Origin of the sequence: Pedomonas sp. V897, from assembly GCF_051304405.1 — a bacterium.
Classification (GTDB): Bacteria; Pseudomonadota; Alphaproteobacteria; order Sphingomonadales; family Sphingomonadaceae; genus Pedomonas.
The window spans coordinates 462,719-480,035 of the sequence record NZ_JBPPGG010000001.1; the positions used below are offsets into that span (position 1 = coordinate 462,719).

Annotated in this window: 13 protein-coding genes and 1 pseudogene; 5 read left to right on the forward strand and 9 right to left on the reverse strand. The window is 66.3% G+C overall.

Annotated elements, in window-relative coordinates:
• Positions 1-75: 75 nt before the first annotated feature.
• On the reverse strand, positions 76-708 hold the full coding sequence (locus ACSJJU_RS02315; RefSeq protein WP_435913545.1) for a histidine phosphotransferase family protein: 633 nt from the start codon (positions 706-708) through the stop codon (positions 76-78).
• 98 nt (positions 709-806) lie between these two features.
• On the opposite strand from ACSJJU_RS02315, the gene ACSJJU_RS02320 reads away from it, so the two are divergent.
• Entirely contained in the window at positions 807-998 is a 192-nt protein-coding gene (locus tag ACSJJU_RS02320; protein WP_435913546.1) for a DUF3553 domain-containing protein, read from the forward strand.
• A gap of 15 nt (positions 999-1,013) precedes the next feature.
• Here ACSJJU_RS02320 and ACSJJU_RS02325 read toward each other — a convergent pair whose 3' ends face one another.
• On the reverse strand, positions 1,014-1,658 hold the full coding sequence (locus ACSJJU_RS02325; RefSeq protein ID WP_435913547.1) for a LysE family translocator: 645 nt from the start codon (positions 1,656-1,658) through the stop codon (positions 1,014-1,016).
• 151 nt (positions 1,659-1,809) lie between these two features.
• On the opposite strand from ACSJJU_RS02325, the gene ACSJJU_RS02330 reads away from it, so the two are divergent.
• The 3 genes from ACSJJU_RS02330 to ygfZ all read left to right on the forward strand — a co-directional run bounded on the left by ACSJJU_RS02330 (position 1,810) and on the right by ygfZ (position 4,215).
• Entirely contained in the window at positions 1,810-2,139 is a 330-nt protein-coding gene (locus ACSJJU_RS02330) for a hypothetical protein (RefSeq protein ID WP_435913548.1), read from the forward strand.
• Between the two features lie 322 nt (positions 2,140-2,461).
• Positions 2,462-3,268, forward strand: coding sequence for a PEP-CTERM sorting domain-containing protein (locus tag ACSJJU_RS02335; protein ID WP_435913549.1), 807 nt, complete (start codon positions 2,462-2,464; stop codon positions 3,266-3,268).
• A 95-nt stretch (positions 3,269-3,363) separates the two neighbouring features.
• A complete protein-coding gene (ygfZ, locus tag ACSJJU_RS02340) occupies positions 3,364-4,215 on the forward strand; it encodes a CAF17-like 4Fe-4S cluster assembly/insertion protein YgfZ (protein WP_435913550.1) in 852 nt (283 codons plus the stop codon).
• A 519-nt stretch (positions 4,216-4,734) separates the two neighbouring features.
• Here ygfZ and ACSJJU_RS02345 read toward each other — a convergent pair.
• Both ACSJJU_RS02345 and lpdA read right to left on the reverse strand, forming a co-directional pair.
• Positions 4,735-6,177 carry a catalase gene (locus ACSJJU_RS02345; RefSeq protein ID WP_435913551.1) on the reverse strand — a complete coding sequence of 481 codons (1,443 nt, stop codon included), beginning with the start codon at positions 6,175-6,177 and terminating at the stop codon, positions 4,735-4,737.
• Between the two features lie 410 nt (positions 6,178-6,587).
• Positions 6,588-8,009, reverse strand: coding sequence for a dihydrolipoyl dehydrogenase (gene lpdA, locus ACSJJU_RS02350; protein WP_435913552.1), 1,422 nt, complete (start codon positions 8,007-8,009; stop codon positions 6,588-6,590).
• Between the two features lie 508 nt (positions 8,010-8,517).
• Between lpdA and ACSJJU_RS02355 the strand changes: the two genes are divergently transcribed.
• Entirely contained in the window at positions 8,518-9,210 is a 693-nt protein-coding gene (locus ACSJJU_RS02355; protein ID WP_435913553.1) for an Npun_F0296 family exosortase-dependent surface protein, read from the forward strand.
• Between the two features lie 457 nt (positions 9,211-9,667).
• Here ACSJJU_RS02355 and odhB read toward each other — a convergent pair whose 3' ends face one another.
• From odhB to mdh, 5 genes and pseudogenes are all read right to left on the reverse strand, one after another.
• Positions 9,668-10,939 carry a 2-oxoglutarate dehydrogenase complex dihydrolipoyllysine-residue succinyltransferase gene (gene odhB / locus ACSJJU_RS02360; protein WP_435913554.1) on the reverse strand — a complete coding sequence of 424 codons (1,272 nt, stop codon included), beginning with the start codon at positions 10,937-10,939 and terminating at the stop codon, positions 9,668-9,670.
• 23 nt (positions 10,940-10,962) lie between these two features.
• On the reverse strand, positions 10,963-13,899 hold the full coding sequence (locus ACSJJU_RS02365) for a 2-oxoglutarate dehydrogenase E1 component (RefSeq protein WP_435913555.1): 2,937 nt from the start codon (positions 13,897-13,899) through the stop codon (positions 10,963-10,965).
• 158 nt (positions 13,900-14,057) lie between these two features.
• Positions 14,058-14,933 (reverse strand): succinate--CoA ligase subunit alpha, encoded by an 876-nt coding sequence (gene sucD, locus ACSJJU_RS02370; protein ID WP_435913556.1) that lies wholly within the window; start codon positions 14,931-14,933, stop codon positions 14,058-14,060.
• 2 nt (positions 14,934-14,935) lie between these two features.
• Positions 14,936-16,135: an ADP-forming succinate--CoA ligase subunit beta gene (gene sucC / locus ACSJJU_RS02375; RefSeq protein WP_435913558.1), complete on the reverse strand. Its 1,200-nt coding sequence runs from the start codon at positions 16,133-16,135 to the stop codon at positions 14,936-14,938.
• A 111-nt stretch (positions 16,136-16,246) separates the two neighbouring features.
• A pseudogene (gene mdh / locus ACSJJU_RS02380) lies at positions 16,247-17,206 on the reverse strand (malate dehydrogenase); the annotation flags it as partial.
• Between the last annotated feature and the right edge of the window lie 111 nt (positions 17,207-17,317).

Sequence of the window (17,317 nt, forward strand, 5' to 3'; positions counted from 1 at the left end):
AAAACCTCTAAATCATCGCTTCTGGCAACAGCCGCCCGGACGCGGCGGCACCCCGGGGCCCGGCAGGCGGGCCGGTCAGACCGGGAAGCTCACGCCCAGCAGCAGCACGCCCGGCTCGGGCTCGGAGACCTGCAACGAGACCCCCGCCTCCGCCAGCAGCGTGCGGACCAGCAGCGCGGGCGCCTCGCGCGGCGTCACCTCGCCGTCGGGCACCTGGCCGCTCAGGGCCTGGCGCAGGTCCTCGCCCAGCAGCAGGCGCGGCCCCTCGGCGCGCACGGCGATGTCCAGCATGTCGCCGGTCTGCTCCGCCGCCACCTGGAGCACGCCGCCGCGCAGCAGCGTGTCCCCGGCGATCAGCGCCAGGTTCAGCAGGATCTTGATCGCCGTCTTGGGCAGCGCCGACGGGCCGATCATCCATTCGATCTTCACCTTGTCGGCCGGGAACATGCCCTGAATGGCGGACTGCGCCTCGCGCACGTCCACCTGGGCGGAAAAGCTGCCGCCGCCGCCGAAGGCGAGGCGGAAGAACTTCAGCCGGTTGGCGGCCTGTTGCACACTGTCGGCGAGCAGTTGCAGGCACTGGGCCTGCATTTCGGGATCGGTTTCGTCCGCCAGCAGTTCGACACCATTGGACAGCGCCCCCACCGGGCTCACCAGATCATGACACAGCCGGGAGCACAGCAGGCTCGCAAATTCCACAGACTTCATGTGCAATCTCCCCCCGGGCCCAGCCCCGCATGCGGGTCATGCGTCTGGCCAACTTCCGGAACAGCTATGCAACGAAGCAATCAAGCGCAAGGGTTACGATGATCACACGGTTCCTTCCAGGAGAGTATGTCTCTCTGCCCGCCCGTCCAGAGTGGGGGCTGGGGCAGGTGCAGTCCGCCATCGGAACACGGGTGACGGTGATGTTCGAGGAGGCCGGAAAGCAGACGCTGGATATGCGCCACGCGGTGCTGGAAAAGGCCCCTGCCCCCGGCGCGCCCCGGCGGCGCTGAGCGGCGCTTTCGCCCTCAGTCCAGCCCCGCCACCAGCGCGACCAGCCCGAACAGCAGCAGCACCACGGCCGAGACGTGGTTGAACACCGCCAGATGCCGGTCGCTCAGCCGCCCGCGCAACCGGCGCGCGGTGGCGGAGACCGCCACCCACCACACCATGGACCCCGAGAACACCCCCCCCACCAGCCGGGCGGAGTTGAGCAGCGCCTCCTGGTTGGCGTGGCCGATGTTCTTGAAGCCGATGGAGCCGAAGGTGGCGGCGAACCACAGCAGCGTTGCCGGGTTGGTCACGGTCATCAGGAAGGTGGCCAGCGCCATGTGCCGGGCGCGGGGCAGCTTGCGGCCCGGATCATTCAGATGGGGGGCCGAGCGCCACACCGCGATGCCGAAGCCCGCCATCACCAGGCCGCCCACCACCCGAATCGGGTCGTGATTGTCGTTGATGAGCGTCTGGAGCGCGCGCAGGCCGAAGCCCGCCCCGGCCGCGAACAGTGCGTCGCCCAGCGCCGCCCCCAGCCCCAGCAGCAGCGCCGAGGCCATGCCCCGGTGCAGGCTGCGCTGGATGACGATGATGTTCACCGGGCCGATGGGCGCGGCAGCGGCAATGCCGATGCCCAGCCCTACCGAGAAATACCAGGTCGCCAGCCACGCCAGATCCATGTCGCCTGCCTCTCGAACCCGGCACGTCCCTGGCCGTGACCGTGATTGCTCCGCCCCGAAATGATTAACGGGTTGTTTACCATCTTCCCGTACCTCATGGCGCGGGGACTTATAGAGACCACGGGGGGCGTTTGGAAAGGGCTGGAGTCCGATGGCCGACGCGCACAAAACCTTCCCGCTGGACGAGCTGCTGCTCCCCTTCAACCGGCTGCCCCGCGAATATCAGTCGCACCTGTGGTATCGCGGCTACCGGCTGACATCGGCCGAAATCGACATCGAGACCGACGACGCGCCCGGCGTCGTCAAGACCCTCTACGGCCAGGAGCTGGATCTGGCGCCCGAATTTCCCGTGCTCCATGCCTATGTGGAGCAGCTCCAGCGCACCCCCGGCTGCCGCATCCGCGAAATTCGCGTGCTGACGGTCGATGGTGTCAAACCGGATCTGCTGACCCGCCAAAGCATTAGTCTGGCTATTCACTGAATATATTTACCAATTATTTTAATGAAATATTCATGATTAGTCCGCAAAATTTGCGTGCGGATCGGCGACCTATGCCGAACCTGGGGTTGCGTTCTGTAAGAAATTGCATATTAAGCGTTCGCTGGTATTAAGGGCACGGTACGCACGCGGAACCATTTCCGCTATCCCGCGACTGCCGGCAGCGACAGAACCGCGGTCCGCCAGACGTATCGTGACCGGAACCTGGGAGTGATCGAGGGTGTCCCGCAACCTATCGCAGAGCAGGACCATATCCCGCGGAAGCAGGCTGTTGCGCCATCGGGCCTTTGGCGCGGCATCGGCAATGGTCGCGCTGATGGTCGGCGCCTCGACCGCCGTGGCCGCGACGCCGCCGCAGACCCTTCTTTCGGCTGAGGACTGCGACCCGATTGTCATTCCCCAGCCCGACAAGAAGGTTGTGAAGAAACCGGTTGTGAAGAAGGTGGCCGCGAAGAAGGCCCCCGTCTCCACGCCGGCCCAGCCCCTGCCGCAACCGGCCGAGGGCGCTGCCGTGGCGCAGGCCAAGCCGAAGCCGCGCCCCAAGCCCAAGCCGAAGGTCACCACCGTGGCGGCCAAGCCGCTCGTGATTCCCGATGCCTGCCCCGGCGCGGGCAGCAACCCGGAAGACCTGGCCGGGCTGCCGACCAATCTCAAGGATCTGATCGAGCCCGGCGCAGGCAAGGAAGCGCTGGCCTCGGTGTTCCCCGACATCAGCCCGATGCAGAGCCCGGTCCTGTCGCCGCTGACCGCGCTGGCGCCGGGCCGGCCGCAGTCGTCCGGCCCCGGCAATGTGGGCCCCACCGTGCCGATGATGCCCGGCGGCATCGGCGGCGGCGGTGGCAGCGGCGGTGGCGGCAGCAATGAGACCGTGCCGTATGATCCCCCGCCGGGCGGCAATCCTCCGGGCGACGACACGCCGGGCGGTAATCCTCCGGGTGGCAACCCGCCGGGCGGCGACACGCCGCCCAACAGCGAACTGCCCCCACCGCTGCCTCCGCCGCCGAAGCCGCCGGTCAAGGTGCCGGAGCCGGGCACGCTGGGCGTGGCGCTGGGCGGTCTGGCCGGTCTCGCCCTCCTGGGCGGGCGCCGCGGTCGCCGCAAGGACCGCTGATCGCGCCCTGATCGCGCCCTGATCGCATCGCCGATCGCGCCCCGGAACCCGCCATCGCCTCTTGAGCGGGGCAGCACAGCCATTACCTTGGGGACATGACCACGCATCTCACGTCCCTTCCCGCCCGCGCCGTCCTCGAAGTCCGGGGACCGGACGCAACCGGCTTCCTGCAAGGCCTTGTCACCAACGACGTCACCCGGGTTGCCCCGGGTGCGCCGGTGTGGGCGGGGCTGCTGTCCCCGCAGGGCAAGTACCTGTTCGATTTCCTGATCTTCGCGCACCCGGAGGGAGACGGCTTCCTGCTGGACACGGAAGCCGACCGCCTGGAGCCGCTGGCGAAGCGCCTCTCCCTGTACCGCCTGCGCGCCAGGGTCGAGATCACGCCCCGCCCGGACCTGGCGGTCCATGCCGCCTGGGGCGACGGCCCCGCGCCCGCGGGCGCCGCCGCCGACCCACGCCTTGCCGCGCTCGGCTGGCGCTGGATCGCCGCCCCCGGCCTCGCAGCAACGGCCACGCCCGAGGACTACGACCGCCACCGGCTGGAGCACGGCATCCCGGACGGCAGCCGCGACATCGCCGTCGACCGGATGCTGTGGCTGGAGACCAACGCCGCCGAACTCAACGGCGTCGATTTCCGCAAGGGCTGCTACGTGGGGCAGGAGAACACCGCCCGCATGTACCATCGCGCCAAGGTGCGCAAGCGCCTGCTCCCGGTCCGCCTCGCCGCCCCGGCAACGGGCGCGGACACGTCCCTCCTCACCGCCGATGGCAAGGAGGCGGGCGAGCTGCGCAGCCACCACGGCACGCTGGGGCTGGCCTTCCTGCGCCTGGAGCATGTGGAGGCGGGCGCGCCCCTCACCCTGGGCGGCGCGGCCGTGGAGGTCACCTGGCCGGACTGGCTGCCCGCGCCCCAGCCCGCCACGGCCTCCGACCCCGCCGAGACTTGACCGAAACGATCGCCGCGCTAGCCTGTAGGCATGTCGAAGAAGAAAGCCAAACCCAGCCTCGCACAGGACAAGAAGCTCATCGGCCTGCTCGCCTTTGCGGCGGCGATCATCATCGGCCTCCTCATCTGGTACGAAACGAGCCTCTGACCCTGCATGTGACGGGCAGGATTCTGAAGGATAGAATGCGAGGGTCGCGGACCCTCGCGCTCCCATTCGTTTGACAGGGCCGCGCCCGCCCCCACCCGCACGACCCAATAAATCAGCCGAAGAAAAGGGCCGCGCCCGCTCTCACACGCACGTCCCTATTGAAAAAAGGGAGGTGCAGGAGGGTCCGCGACCCTCCTGCGAATGAAAAATCACGTCCCCCGGAAAACAAGAGGCCCCGGCGGGAGCAGTCCGGCCGGGGCCTTTCCTGTTACGCCTGACGCAACGTCACGCAACGCAACGCATACTCACCACGACACGAACAATACGCGGACGCAACAAACGCAACTTCACGCAACACAACGGGCCGGGGGGTCAGGCGCTTCGCGCCTTCGCTGCGGCCTCGATGCGGGCGCCGACGTCCGCATCGATATTCTTCCAGTACTGGAACACGCGGGAGAGCACGGGCTCGCGCACGCCGGCGAGGGAGCCGACCACCGTCTCCACCAGATCGTCGCGCTCGGCGTCGGAGAATACCTCGCGGACGAGGATTCCGGCCTGCGAGAAGTCGTCATCGCCCTCGCGCAGGGTGTAGGCCATGCGCACCATGGTGCCGTCCGCCTCCCAGCCGTTGTCCACCGGGCCGGTCTGGTCGGACCACGGGCGGCCGCCGCTGTTGGTGGCGTAGACCGGCGCGCTGCCGGTGTGGTGGTAGGCCATGGGGCCGTCGAACATGTAGGTGTTCACCGGGCACCTGGGCTGGTTGACCGGCAGCTGGTGGAAGTTGGCGCCGATGCGGTTGCGCTGGGCGTCCGCGTAGGCGAACGAGCGGGCCAGCAGCATCCGGTCCGGCGACAGGCCGATGCCCGGCACCACATTGCCCGGCGAGAACGCCGCCTGTTCGATCTGGGCGAAGAAGTTCTCCGGGTTGCGGTTCAGGGTCATGACGCCGACCTTGATCAGCGGGAAGTCCTTCTTCGGCCAGGTCTTGGTGAGATCGAACGGGTTGATGCGGTAGGTCTTGGCCACGTCATAGGGCATCACCTGCACCGAGAGCGTCCACCTGGGGTAGGCGCCGCGCTCGATCGCCTCGAACAGGTCGCGGCGGTGGAAGTCCGCGTCCTCGCCCGACATCTTCGCCGCCTCGGCGTTGGAGAAGAATTCCAGCCCCTGCTGGGAGTGGAAGTGGTACTTCACCCAGAACTTCTCGCCCTGCGCGTTCACCCACATGTAGGTGTGCGAGCCGTAGCCGTTCATGTGCCGCCAGGTGCGCGGCAGGCCGCGCCGGCCCATCAGGTAGGTCACCTGGTGCGCGGATTCCGGGTTGTTGGTCCAGAAGTCCCACTGCATGTGGTTGTCGCGCAGGCCGCGGTCCGGCAGGCGCTTCTGGCTGCGGATGAAGTGGGGGAACTTCATCGGATCGCGCACGAAGAACACCGGCGTGTTGTTGCCGACCAGATCGTAGTTGCCCTGGCTGGTGTAGAACTTGATCGAGAAGCCGCGCACGTCGCGCCAGGTATCGGGGCTGCCCTGCTCCCCGGCGACGGTGGAGAAGCGCAGCAGCAGCTCGGTGGTCACGCCCTTCTGGAACAGCGCCGCCTTGGTGTAGGCGGACACGTCCTCGGTGGTCTCGAAGATGCCGAACGCGCCCGAGCCCTTGGCGTGCGGCTGGCGTTCGATCACCTTCTCGCGGTTGAAGTGGGCGAGCTGCTCGATCAGGTGCACGTCATGCAGCAGGATCGGCCCGTCTGCCCCGAGGGTCAGCGAATTGCGGTCGCTGACGGCGGGTGCGCCAGCGGCTGTGGTGGATGGTGCCATCGACGCATAGGGGCAAGTCTGTTTCTCTGACACGGGGGTATCTCCCAACAATCGGACTTTGTTTTTCTCGCCAGCCGGGGCCGGCACGCTGCGCTCACGGGTTACAAATCGAACATATCGATTTTCGAAGCACCAGCGCAACCCTACTTGGCAGGAATTATTCTGATTACTGTGAAAGACAACCTCGATAACGCCCTATTTTTTGTGACTTTTCACATATTTGGCTCAAAATTGCGATCTTTCCCCTCAGTGGAAATATCGATTTATTGATTTTGTCGATTACTGTAAGCGAGCCGAAACGACGGTGCGCCAAAAGAAAAGCCCCGGCCGGAGGGCTCCGGCCGGGGCTTCGCGTTCCGGTCGACGCGCGGGCGGATGCCGCCCCCGCGTCGCCGCTGTTCTGTCCGGTCTCAGATGTGGATCGGCTTGGCGTGGGCGGCCATGGCGGCCTCCTTCATCGCCTCCGAGTGAGTCGGGTGCGCGTGGCAGGTCAGCGCGATATCCTCGGACGACGCGCCGAACTCCATCGCCTGCGCTGCCTGGGCGATCATGGTGCCCGCCAGCGAGCCGATGATGTGCACGCCCAGCACCCGGTCGGTGGCGGCGTCCGCCAGCACCTTCACGAAGCCCTGGGTGTCGTGGTTGGCCTTGGCGCGGCTGTTGGCGAGGAACGGGAACTTGCCCGCCTTGTACTTCACGCCCGCCGCCTTCAGCTCCTCCTCGGTCTTACCGACGGAGGCCACTTCCGGCATGGTGTAGACCACCGACGGAATCACGTCGTGGTTCACGATGCCGTTGAGGCCGGCGATGTTGTCGGCGCAGGCCACGCCTTCGTCCTCGGCCTTGTGGGCGAGCATCGGCCCCGGGATCGCGTCGCCGATGGCGTAGATGCCCGGCACGCTGGTGGAGAAGTCGTGGTTCACCTTCACCCGGCCGCGCTCGTCAACGGCAACGCCCACCTTGTCCAGGTTCAGGCCGTCGAGGAACGGACGGCGGCCGATCGCCATCAGCACCACGTCGCACTTGATCTCCTCGGCCGCGCCGCCCTGGGCGGGCTCCACGCGCACGACCGCGCCGCGCTTCTTGCCCTTGTTGTCCACCTCGACCGCCACGACCTTGGTCGCGGTCTTGATGTCCATGCCCTGCTTCTTGAGGATGCGGCCCATCTCCTTGGAGACCTCGCCGTCCATGGTCGGCAGGATGCGGTCGAGGTACTCGACCACGGTCACCTTGGCGCCGAGGCGGCGCCACACCGAACCCAGCTCCAGGCCGATGACGCCGCCGCCGATGACCACCAGATGCTCCGGCACCTTCGGCAGGGCGATGGCCTGATCCGAGCTGACGACGATCTCGCCGTCAATCGCCACGCCCGGCAGGCTGACCACGTCCGAGCCGGTGGCGATGATGGTGTTGCGGGTGGTGACGGTGCGCTTCGAGCCGTCCTCCGCCTCCACCTCGAGGGTGTGGGCGTCCTGGAAGCGGCCGTAGCCCTTGATCCATTCCACCTTGTTCTTCTTGAACAGGAACTCGATGCCGCCGGTCAACTGCTTCACGGTCTCGTTCTTGTCGGACATCATGTCCTCAAGGTCGAACTTCACGTCCTTGATGCTGATGCCGTAGGTCTTGAGCTGACCGCTGGTCACTTCCTCATACTTTTCGGAGGCGTGCAGCAGGGCCTTTGACGGGATGCAGCCCACGTTGAGGCAGGTGCCGCCGAGCGTGCCGCGCTTTTCGATGCAGGCCACCTTCAGGCCGTTCTGCGCCGCCCGGATCGCGGCCACATAGCCGCCCGGCCCCGCGCCAATTACCACCACGTCAAAGTCGTACGCCATGTCTGTCCTCACTCAGCCGATGAAACGCCGGAATCCCGGCGGTAGTACACCGCCTCGCCATCCTGTTGAAGGGGGCACGATCCGGCCTTGCCAGGTCACCGGCCGCCAGCCGCTCCGCTTCGCGCAGGTCGGGAATCCCGATCCCACGCCCGTTCTAACGCAATGCCCCGCAACGGCAAACGACTTTGCCGCATTCGGCACATCCGGAACGCACACGGCCCGCAAAAGCCCCCAAAAGGGCCAAAAGGCGCAGGTCAGCGGCACGGCGACGCTTCGTCGGAAATTCTTACGAAGTTGCTGATAAATATTTCTCGTCGACAATGAAAACAGTCACATTTTCATAATGTTACGCAACTGGCACGGCCGTTGCTTGGAGGAGTTCCAAACAAACGGATATCGAACTGCCAGGAAAGTGAAATTCATGCGCAGCATCACCTCTCTCGCAGCGGTTGCGGCCCTCGCTTCCATTGCTTCGATCGCAACCCCTGCCGCGGCGGCACCTTTCCTGGTGACCTACGAAGCAGCGGGCGAAACCACGAGCTCGGCCGGCTTCGACTACCTCGGCATCGAAACCTTCGACGGCAAGGCCGGGCAGACCAACTTCACCTCGACGTTCACCCACGACGGCGTGACGATTTTCCTCGAATACAACAACGTGATGATTCGCAATGCCGACAAGTACGGCGGCGCGAATGGCACGGATTACGCCGTCGCGGGCCTGGGCCTCACCACCTCCTACACGATCGACATCATCACCACCGGGACCGACGCCAAGGGCGTCAATTACTTCGGTTACTGGCTCTCCGCGCTCGACTCGGAGAACTACGTCTCCTTCTGGAACGGCGATGAGATGCTGTTCGAATTCAACCAGGGCAACGTGGAAGCCCTGCTCACCGGCAAGCCCGAATACTGGGGCCACCCCGGCCCGGGCGAGTACGAGGGAGACAACGATCACGAGCCCTATGTCTTCCTGAACTTCTTCGCCCCGGAAGGCACCGTGTTCGATCGCGTGGTCTTCAGCCAGGGACCGGGCAACGCGGGCTACGAATCCGACAACCACACCCTCGGCTTCTACAACCGCACCAGCGGCACGCCGGTGCCGCCCCCGGTCCAGGAAGTGCCCGAGCCGGCCGCCCTCGGCCTCCTCGGCGCCGGCCTCATCGGCATCGCCGCCCTGCGCCGCCGCCGCACCGCCGCCTGAGAGGAATTGCCCCGGACGTCTGTTTCGGGGCGTCTCTTCGGGACTTCTGTCGAGATTTGAGTGTTTTTCGCCAGGAGGGTCTCGGACCCTCCTGGCAACCTCCCTTTCGTTTTCAGGGACGCGCACGGCATCCAGCTATGCGCCTCTCTGGCAAGCCCGGGTTTTCTCCGGCTGCGCCCTACTCCCCCTGCCCCACATACCTTGAATGATTTTAAGGAGCGGCTGCGCCGCTCCCATCCAGCCTTCGCACCCGCAAATGCCGGGTGCGCCCCTGCCCTGCCCCCGCCCCTTCAGAAGGCGCGGGAGACGCGGCCCGATAACGAACGGGGGATCGAAAGGGGGTCCAAGACCCCCTTTCCTCCTTTTTCCCTGTCAAAAAAAATCCCCCGGCAAGACAAAAACGGCCCCGGTTGGCACCGGAGCCGTTTTCTTGCGAACCCTTTGGGTCTGTGCTGGCTTACATGTCCAGCAGCAGGCGGGTGGGATCTTCGATGGCTTCCTTGACGCGCACGAGGAAGGTGACGGCTTCGCGGCCGTCGATGATGCGGTGGTCGTAGGACAGCGCCAGGTACATCATCGGGCGGATGACGATCTGGCCGTCGCGGACGACCGGGCGTTCCTCGATGCGGTGCATACCGAGGATGCCGGACTGCGGCGGCGACAGGATCGGGGTGGACAGCATGGAGCCGAACACGCCGCCGTTGGTGATGGTGAAGGTGCCGCCCTGGAGTTCCTCCAGCTTGAGCTGGCCGGTCTTGGCGCGCTTGCCGAAGTCGGCGATGCCCTTTTCCACCTCGGCGAACGACAGCTTGTCGGCGTTGCGCAGGATGGGGACGACGAGGCCGTTCGGGGCGGAGACGGCGATGCCGATGTCCGCGTAGTTGCGGTAGACGATCTCGTCACCTTCGATGGAGGCGTTGACCGCCGGCACTTCCTTCAGCGCCAGGGTCACGGCCTTGGTGAAGAAGCCCATGAAGCCGAGGCGGATGTTGTGCTTCTTCTCGAACAGGTCCTTGTACTTGGCGCGGGCCTCGATCACGGCCGACATGTCCACGTCGTTGAACGTGGTCAGCATGGCGGCGGTGTTCTGGGCTTCCTTGAGGCGGCGGGCGATGGTCTGGCGCAGGCGGGTCATCTTGACCCGTTCCTCGACGCGCTCGGCGGCGGCCGGCGCAGCGGCAGCGGCCGGGGCGGCGCCGGCGGCGGCGCGCTGACGGGCGGTGCCGTTTTCGATCGCCTTCAGCACGTCTTCCTTGGTGAGGCGGCCGTCCTTGCCGGTGCCGGAAATGGACGCCGGATCAAGGTTGTAGTCCTCGAGGATCTTGCGCACCGCCGGAGCGATGGCAACCAGCTCGGCGGCCGGCTGCGCGGCGGGAGCGGCGGCCGGGGCGGGCGCCGCGGCCGGAGCCGGAGCGGCCGTCTGGGCCGGAGCGGGCGCCGCTTCGGCCTTCGGGGCGGCGGCCGGAGCCGGGGCAGCGGCGCCAGCGGTGGCGGTTTCGTCGATCTGGGCGACGATCGCGCCCACCTGGACGGTTGCGCCGGCTTCCTGCGAGATCGCGGTCAGCACGCCGGCGACCGGGGCCGGCAGCTCGACGGCGACCTTGTCGGTCTCCAGGCTGGCAATGGGTTCGTCCTGGTTCACGTAATCGCCGGGCTTCTTCAGCCATTCGGCGATTGTCGCCTCAGTGATGGATTCGCCGAGCGCCGGGATCTTGACGTCCGTGGCCATGATGTACTCGCTCCTATACCAGATTAAGCGTCGAGGGCGTCGGCCACCAGGCGGGCCTGTTCCTCGGCGTGACGTTTCGCAAAGCCGGTCGCGGTTGCCGCCGCAGCCGCGCGGCCGGCGTAGACGGGCCGGGTCGGCTTGGTGCCGCACTCGACCAGCACTTCCTCGATCAGCGGATTGATGAAGCTCCACGCGCCCATGTTCTTCGGCTCTTCCTGCGCCCAGACCACGGTCTTGAGGTTCGGGAAGCGGGAGACGATCTTGGCGATCGCCTGTGCCGGGAACGGATAGAGCTGCTCGACACGCAGGAGATAGGTGTCGTCCTGGCCGCGGCGGTCGCGCTCCTCGAGCAGGTCGTAGTAGACCTTGCCGGTGCAGAGGACGAGCCTGGTGATCTGCTCATCCGGCCGCAGCTTCAGCTCGGACTGGCGGCCGGTTTCCGCATCGTCGCGCAGCACGCGGTGGAACTGGCTGCCCTCGAGGAAGTCCTCGAGGCGCGAGACCGCCTTCTTGTGACGCAGCAGCGACTTGGGCGTCATGATCACCAGCGGCTTGCGGAAGGCGCGGTGCAGCTGGCGGCGCAGGATGTGGAAGTAGTTGGCCGGCGTGGTGCAGTTGGCCACCTGCATGTTGTCCTCGGCGCACAGCTGGAGGTAGCGCTCCAGGCGGGCGGAGGAGTGCTCGGGGCCCTGGCCCTCGTAGCCGTGCGGCAGCAGCAGCACGAGGCCGGAGGCGCGCAGCCACTTCACTTCCGACGACGACAGATACTGGTCGATGATGATCTGCGCGCCGTTGGCGAAGTCGCCGAACTGGGCTTCCCACAGGGTCAGCCAGTTGGGCTCGGCCAGCGAGAAGCCGTACTCGTAACCCATGACGCCATACTCGGAGAGGATGGACTCATAGACCTCGTAGTTCGGGCTGATCTGGAGCAGCGGGATGTACTTCTCTTCCGTCTCCTGGTCGGTGAAGACCGCGTGACGGTGCGAGAAGGTGCCGCGGCCCACGTCCTGGCCCGACAGGCGCACGCCGAAGCCTTCCTTCAGCAGGGTGCCGAAGGCGAGCTGCTCGGCGGTGGCCCAGTCGATGCCGTCGCCGGACTTGAGCGCCTCGGCGCGGGCCTTGATCACGCGCTCGAGGGTGCGGTGGATCTTGAAGGACTCCGGCCAGGTGGTCATCACCTGCCCGACGGCGTTGATCGCCTCGGCCGACACGCCGGTGTCGGCGCCGCGACGGCCGTTCACGCCCTCGACCGGGCGGTGCAGGCCCGACCAGCGGCCCTCGAACCAGTCGGCCTTGTTGGGCTTGTAGCCCTTGGAGGCCTCGAACTCGTCCTCCAGACGGGAGACGTAGGTGTCTTCCATCTGCTTGACCTGTTCGTCGGTGACCACGCCCTCGGCCTTCAGCTTCTCGGCGTAGATGGCCGAGACGAACGGATGGCTCTTGATGGCCGCGTACATCTTCGGCTGGGTGAAGCCCGGCTCGTCGGCCTCGTTGTGGCCGAAGCGGCGGTAGCACCACATGTCGATGACGACGTCGCGCTTGAAGGTCTGGCGGAACTCGGTGGCCAGCTTGGTGGCGAACACCACGGCCTCGGGATCATCGCCGTTCACGTGGAAGATCGGCGCCTGCACCATCTTCGCCACGTCCGACGGATAGGGCGAGGAGCGCGCGAACTTCGGCGAGGTGGTGAAGCCCACCTGGTTGTTCACGATGAAGTGGATGGTGCCGCCGGTGTTGTAGCCCGGCACGCCGGACATGGCGAAGCACTCGGCCACCACGCCCTGGCCGGCGAAGGCGGCGTCGCCGTGCAGCAGCAGCGGGAGCACCTTGGTGCGCTCCTTGTCGCCGCGCTGGGTCTGCTTGGCGCGCACGCGGCCCAGCACCACCGGGTTGACCGTCTCCAGGTGCGACGGGTTCGGCGTCAGCGACAGGTGCACCATGTTGCCGTCGAAGCCGCGGTCGGTGGAGGTGCCGAGGTGGTACTTCACGTCGCCCGAGCCGCCCACTTCGTCCGGCTGGGACGAGCCGCCGGCGAATTCATGGAACAGCTGGCGGAACGGCTTCTGCATCACGTTGGTGAGCACGTTCAGGCGGCCACGGTGCGGCATGCCGATCACGATCTCCTCGACGCCGAGGGCGCCGCCCACCTTGATGACGGCTTCCAGCGCCGGGATCATGGCTTCGCCGCCGTCCAGGCCGAACCGCTTGGTGCCCACGTACTTGCGGGCGAGGAACTTCTCGAAGGACTCGGCCTCGATCAGCTTGTTGAGGATGGCGAGCTTGCCTTCCTTGGTGAAGTAGACGTCCTTCTCGGGGCCCTCGATGCGCTCCTGGATCCAGCGGCGCTCCTCGATGTCGTTGATGTGCATGTACTCGACCGCGATGTTGCCGCAGTAGTTGCGGCACAGGGTCTCATGCACCTGACGGATGGTGGCCATCTGCAGGCCGAGGAGGCCGCCGAGGTAGATCGGGCGGTCCAGATCGTTGGGGCCGAAGCCGTGGAAGGCCGGCTGCAATTCGGGATGCTCCGCGCGCTTCTCCAGACCCAGCGGGTCCAGCTTGGCGGCAAGGTGGCCGCGCACGCGGAAGGTGCGGATGAAGGTGAACGCGCGCAGCGTGTCGTCGGCGGCGCGGCGGATGTCCTCGGCGGTGGCGCCGGCGGCCGGCGCGGCGGCCGGGGCGGCCTCCTGGCCCTTGCCCTTGGCCGGCTTCGGCTCAAGGCTCATCTGGGTGGGGTCGAGAGCCTGCGTCAGCGAGTCGCTCGGCTGCAACGGCCAATTGCTGCGCTGCCATGACGGGCCCGCCTTGGTTGCGCCCGCAGCCATTTCCAGACCAGCGAAGTAGCGCTGCCAGCTGGGGTCGACCGCGTTCGGGTCGGCCGCATACTTCTCGTACAACGCTTCGATGAAGGCTGCACTGGCACCTTCGATGCCCTGGGGAAGATCGCCTTCGTAACCCATTGCGACTCTGCTCCTTAGTCCGGCGCGCGTACATCCGGCGCGCCAAAACGAGCCTATCGTTAAACCTGGGCCGTCCGCGACCGACAGGCGCATCGCGGACGGCCAAAGCCTGCGGTTCCGGCCCGAGACTCCCCCACTCGGGGCCGGAACACGATCAATTAGCCCTTTAACACCTCAAGAAGGGTGGTGCCCAGAGCCGACGGGCTGTCGGCGACAACGATACCAGCAGAACGCATGGCCTCGATCTTGTCTTCCGCCTTGCCCTTGCCGCCGGAGACGATGGCGCCGGCGTGGCCCATGCGGCGGCCCGGAGGCGCCGTGCGGCCCGCGATGAAGCCGACGGTCGGCTTTTTGATCTTCGAGCGCTTCAGCAGCTCCGCGCCCTGCTCCTCGGCGTCGCCGCCGATTTCGCCGATCATGATGATGGACTCGGTTTCCGGGTCCGCCAGGAACATCTCCAGTACGTCAACGAAGTTGGTGCCGTTGACCGGGTCGCCGCCGATGCCGACAGCGGTGGTCTGGCCGAGGCCGACCGCCGAGGTCTGGAACACGGCTTCGTAGGTCAGCGTGCCCGAACGGGAGACGACGCCCACCTTGCCCTTCTTGAAGATGTTGCCCGGCATGATGCCGATCTTGCACTCGCCGGGGGTCAGCAGACCCGGGCAGTTCGGACCGATCAGGCGGGTCTTGGAGCCCTGGAGGGCGCGCTTCACGCGCACCATGTCGAGCACGGGGATGCCCTCGGTGATGCAGACCACCAGGGGGATCTCGGCGTCGATGGCTTCGAGGATGGCGTCAGCCGCGCCTGCGGGCGGCACGTAGATCACGGACGCATCGGCGCCGGTCTTTTCCCTGGCCTCGGCCACGGTGTCGAACACCGGCAGGCCCAGGTGGGTGGTGCCGCCCTTGCCCGGCGCGGTGCCGCCGACCATGCGGGTCCCATAGGCAATCGCCGCTTCGGAGTGGAAGGTGCCCTGCTTGCCGGTGAAGCCCTGGCAGATGACCTTCGTCTCTTTGTTGATCAGAATTGCCATGGTTACGCCGCCTTCTTAACTGCTGCCACGATCTTCTGGGCGGCATCGCCCAGGTCGTCTGCCGGGATGATGGGCAAGCCGGAATCGCGCATGATCTGCTTGCCGAGTTCAACGTTCGTGCCTTCCAGACGCACCACGAGCGGCACGGAAAGGCTGACTTCGCGGGCCGCTGCCACCACGCCCTCGGCGATGATGTCGCAGCGCATGATGCCGCCGAAGATGTTGACCAGAATGCCCTTCACCTGCGGGTCGGACAGAATGATCTTGAACGCCGCGGTCACCTTCTCCTTGGAAGCGCCGCCGCCCACGTCGAGGAAGTTGGCCGGCTCGCCGCCCGAGAGCTTGATGATGTCCATGGTCGCCATGGCAAGGCCGGCGCCGTTGACCATGCAGCCGATGTTGCCGTCCAGCGCGATGTAGGACAGGTCGAACTTGGAGGCCTCGACTTCCTTCGGGTCCTCCTCGGTGATGTCACGCAGCGCGAGGATGTCCGGGTGACGGAACAGCGCGTTCGAGTCGAAGGACATCTTGGCGTCCAGGACCTTGATCTGGTTGTCCTGGGTGATGACCAGCGGGTTGATTTCGAGCAGCGAGCAGTCGCAGGCAACGAAAGCGTTGTAGAGCTTCGTCACCACGTCCACGCCCTGCTTGAACAGGTCGCCGCTCAGGCCCAGCGCGAAGGCCACCTTGCGGGCGTGGAAGCCCGACAGGCCCATCACCGGGTCGATGTCGACAGTGACGATCTTCTCCGGGGTCTTCTCGGCCACCTCTTCGATGTCCATGCCGCCTTCGGTCGAGGCGATGATGGCGATGTGGCCGGTGCCACGGTCAACCAGCATGGAGAGGTAGAGTTCCTTGGCGATGTCCACGCCGTCGGTGATGTAGACGCGGCCCACTTCCTTGCCGGCCGGGCCGGTCTGGACGGTCACCAGGGTCTTGCCCAGCATTTCCGACGCGTGCTGGCGCACTTCGTCGATGGAGCGGGCGAGACGCACACCGCCCTTCGCGTCCGGGGCAGCGCCCACGAACTTGCCCTTGCCGCGACCACCCGCGTGGATCTGCGCCTTGACCACGTAAATGGGTCCGGGCAACTTTTCCGCAGCTGCGGCGGCTTCATCAGCAGTAAAGGCAGCATAGCCTGCCGGAACGGGCACGCCGAACTTGGCGAGCAGTTCCTTCGCCTGATACTCGTGAATGTTCATCGTCGCTTACGCTTTCTTCTTGGGACGGCCACGCTTCTTCGGAGCGGCCGGAGCCGGGACCGAAGCAGCCTTGGCGGGACGGCCAACCTTCGCGCGCGGAGCGGCGGAGCCAGCCAGGGTGGGATCGATCTGCTTGCACGCATCGACGAGGCCGCGCACCGCATTGACCGAGTTCTGGAACATCTTGCGTTCCGCAGCCTTCAGGTCGATCTCGACGATCCGTTCAACACCGCCTTCGCCGATGACGACCGGAACGCCGACATAGAGCCCGTCAAGCCCGTAGGCGCCGTCAACATAGGCGGCGCAGGGCAGCAGGCGCTTCTTGTCCTTCAGGTAGCTCTCGGCCATCTGCACGGCCGCGGCGGCCGGAGCGTAGTAGGCCGAACCGGTCTTGAGCAGGCCGACGATCTCGGCGCCGCCGTCGCGGGTGCGCTGCACGATCTGGTTCAGCCGCTCCTGCGTGGTCCAGCCCATCTTGACCAGATCGGGCACGGGGATGCCGGCAACGGTCGAGTAGCGGGTCAGCGGCACCATGGTGTCGCCGTGGCCGCCCAGGACGAAGGCCGTCACGTCCTCAACGGAGACATTGAACTCCTCGGCCAGGAAGTAGCGGAAGCGGGCGGAGTCCAGCACGCCGGCCATGCCCACCACCTTGCTGTGCGGCAGGCCGGAGAACTCGCGCAGCGCCCACACCATGGCATCGAGCGGATTGGTGATGCAGATGACGAACGCCTTCGGGGCGTAGCGGCGGATGCCCTCGCCCACCGACTTCATCACCTTCAGGTTGATGCCGAGCAGGTCGTCGCGGCTCATGCCCGGCTTGCGCGGCACGCCCGCGGTGACGATGCACACGTCCGCGCCCTTGATGGCCTTGTAGTCGTTGGCACCGCGCAGGCGGACATCGAACCCGTCAACCGGCGAGGATTCGGCGATGTCCAGCGCCTTGCCCTGCGGCAGCCCCTCGGCGATGTCGAACAGCACCACGTCGCCAAGTTCTTTCAGGCCGATCAGGTGGGCAAGCGTTCCCCCGATCATCCCGCTGCCGATCAGCGCAATTTTTTTGCGTGCCATGAACGTCTCTATCGTGACTGCCATTCAAAAGTCGCAGGACACACGAAACGAATGCCCAAACGGCCGTGGGAATAGACTGAATCTCCTGCGCTCGCAAGGGCGCGCAGTCAG

Excerpts from the sequence above, each read along its gene's own strand:
- sucD (WP_435913556.1), bottom strand. The coding sequence starts at position 14,933 with ATGGCAATTCTGATCAACAAAGAGACGAAGGTCATCTGCCAGGGCTTC.
- ACSJJU_RS02320 (WP_435913546.1), top strand. The coding sequence starts at position 807 with ATGATCACACGGTTCCTTCCAGGAGAGTATGTCTCTCTGCCCGCCCGT.
- ACSJJU_RS02325 (WP_435913547.1), bottom strand. The coding sequence starts at position 1,658 with ATGGATCTGGCGTGGCTGGCGACCTGGTATTTCTCGGTAGGGCTGGGC.
- sucC (WP_435913558.1), bottom strand. The coding sequence starts at position 16,135 with ATGAACATTCACGAGTATCAGGCGAAGGAACTGCTCGCCAAGTTCGGC.
- ACSJJU_RS02335 (WP_435913549.1), top strand. The coding sequence starts at position 2,462 with ATGGTCGCGCTGATGGTCGGCGCCTCGACCGCCGTGGCCGCGACGCCG.
- ACSJJU_RS02365 (WP_435913555.1), bottom strand. The coding sequence starts at position 13,899 with ATGGGTTACGAAGGCGATCTTCCCCAGGGCATCGAAGGTGCCAGTGCA.
- ygfZ (WP_435913550.1), top strand. The coding sequence starts at position 3,364 with ATGACCACGCATCTCACGTCCCTTCCCGCCCGCGCCGTCCTCGAAGTC.
- odhB (WP_435913554.1), bottom strand. The coding sequence starts at position 10,939 with ATGGCCACGGACGTCAAGATCCCGGCGCTCGGCGAATCCATCACTGAG.
- ACSJJU_RS02345 (WP_435913551.1), bottom strand. The coding sequence starts at position 6,177 with ATGGCACCATCCACCACAGCCGCTGGCGCACCCGCCGTCAGCGACCGC.
- lpdA (WP_435913552.1), bottom strand. The coding sequence starts at position 8,009 with ATGGCGTACGACTTTGACGTGGTGGTAATTGGCGCGGGGCCGGGCGGC.
- ACSJJU_RS02330 (WP_435913548.1), top strand. The coding sequence starts at position 1,810 with ATGGCCGACGCGCACAAAACCTTCCCGCTGGACGAGCTGCTGCTCCCC.
- ACSJJU_RS02315 (WP_435913545.1), bottom strand. The coding sequence starts at position 708 with ATGAAGTCTGTGGAATTTGCGAGCCTGCTGTGCTCCCGGCTGTGTCAT.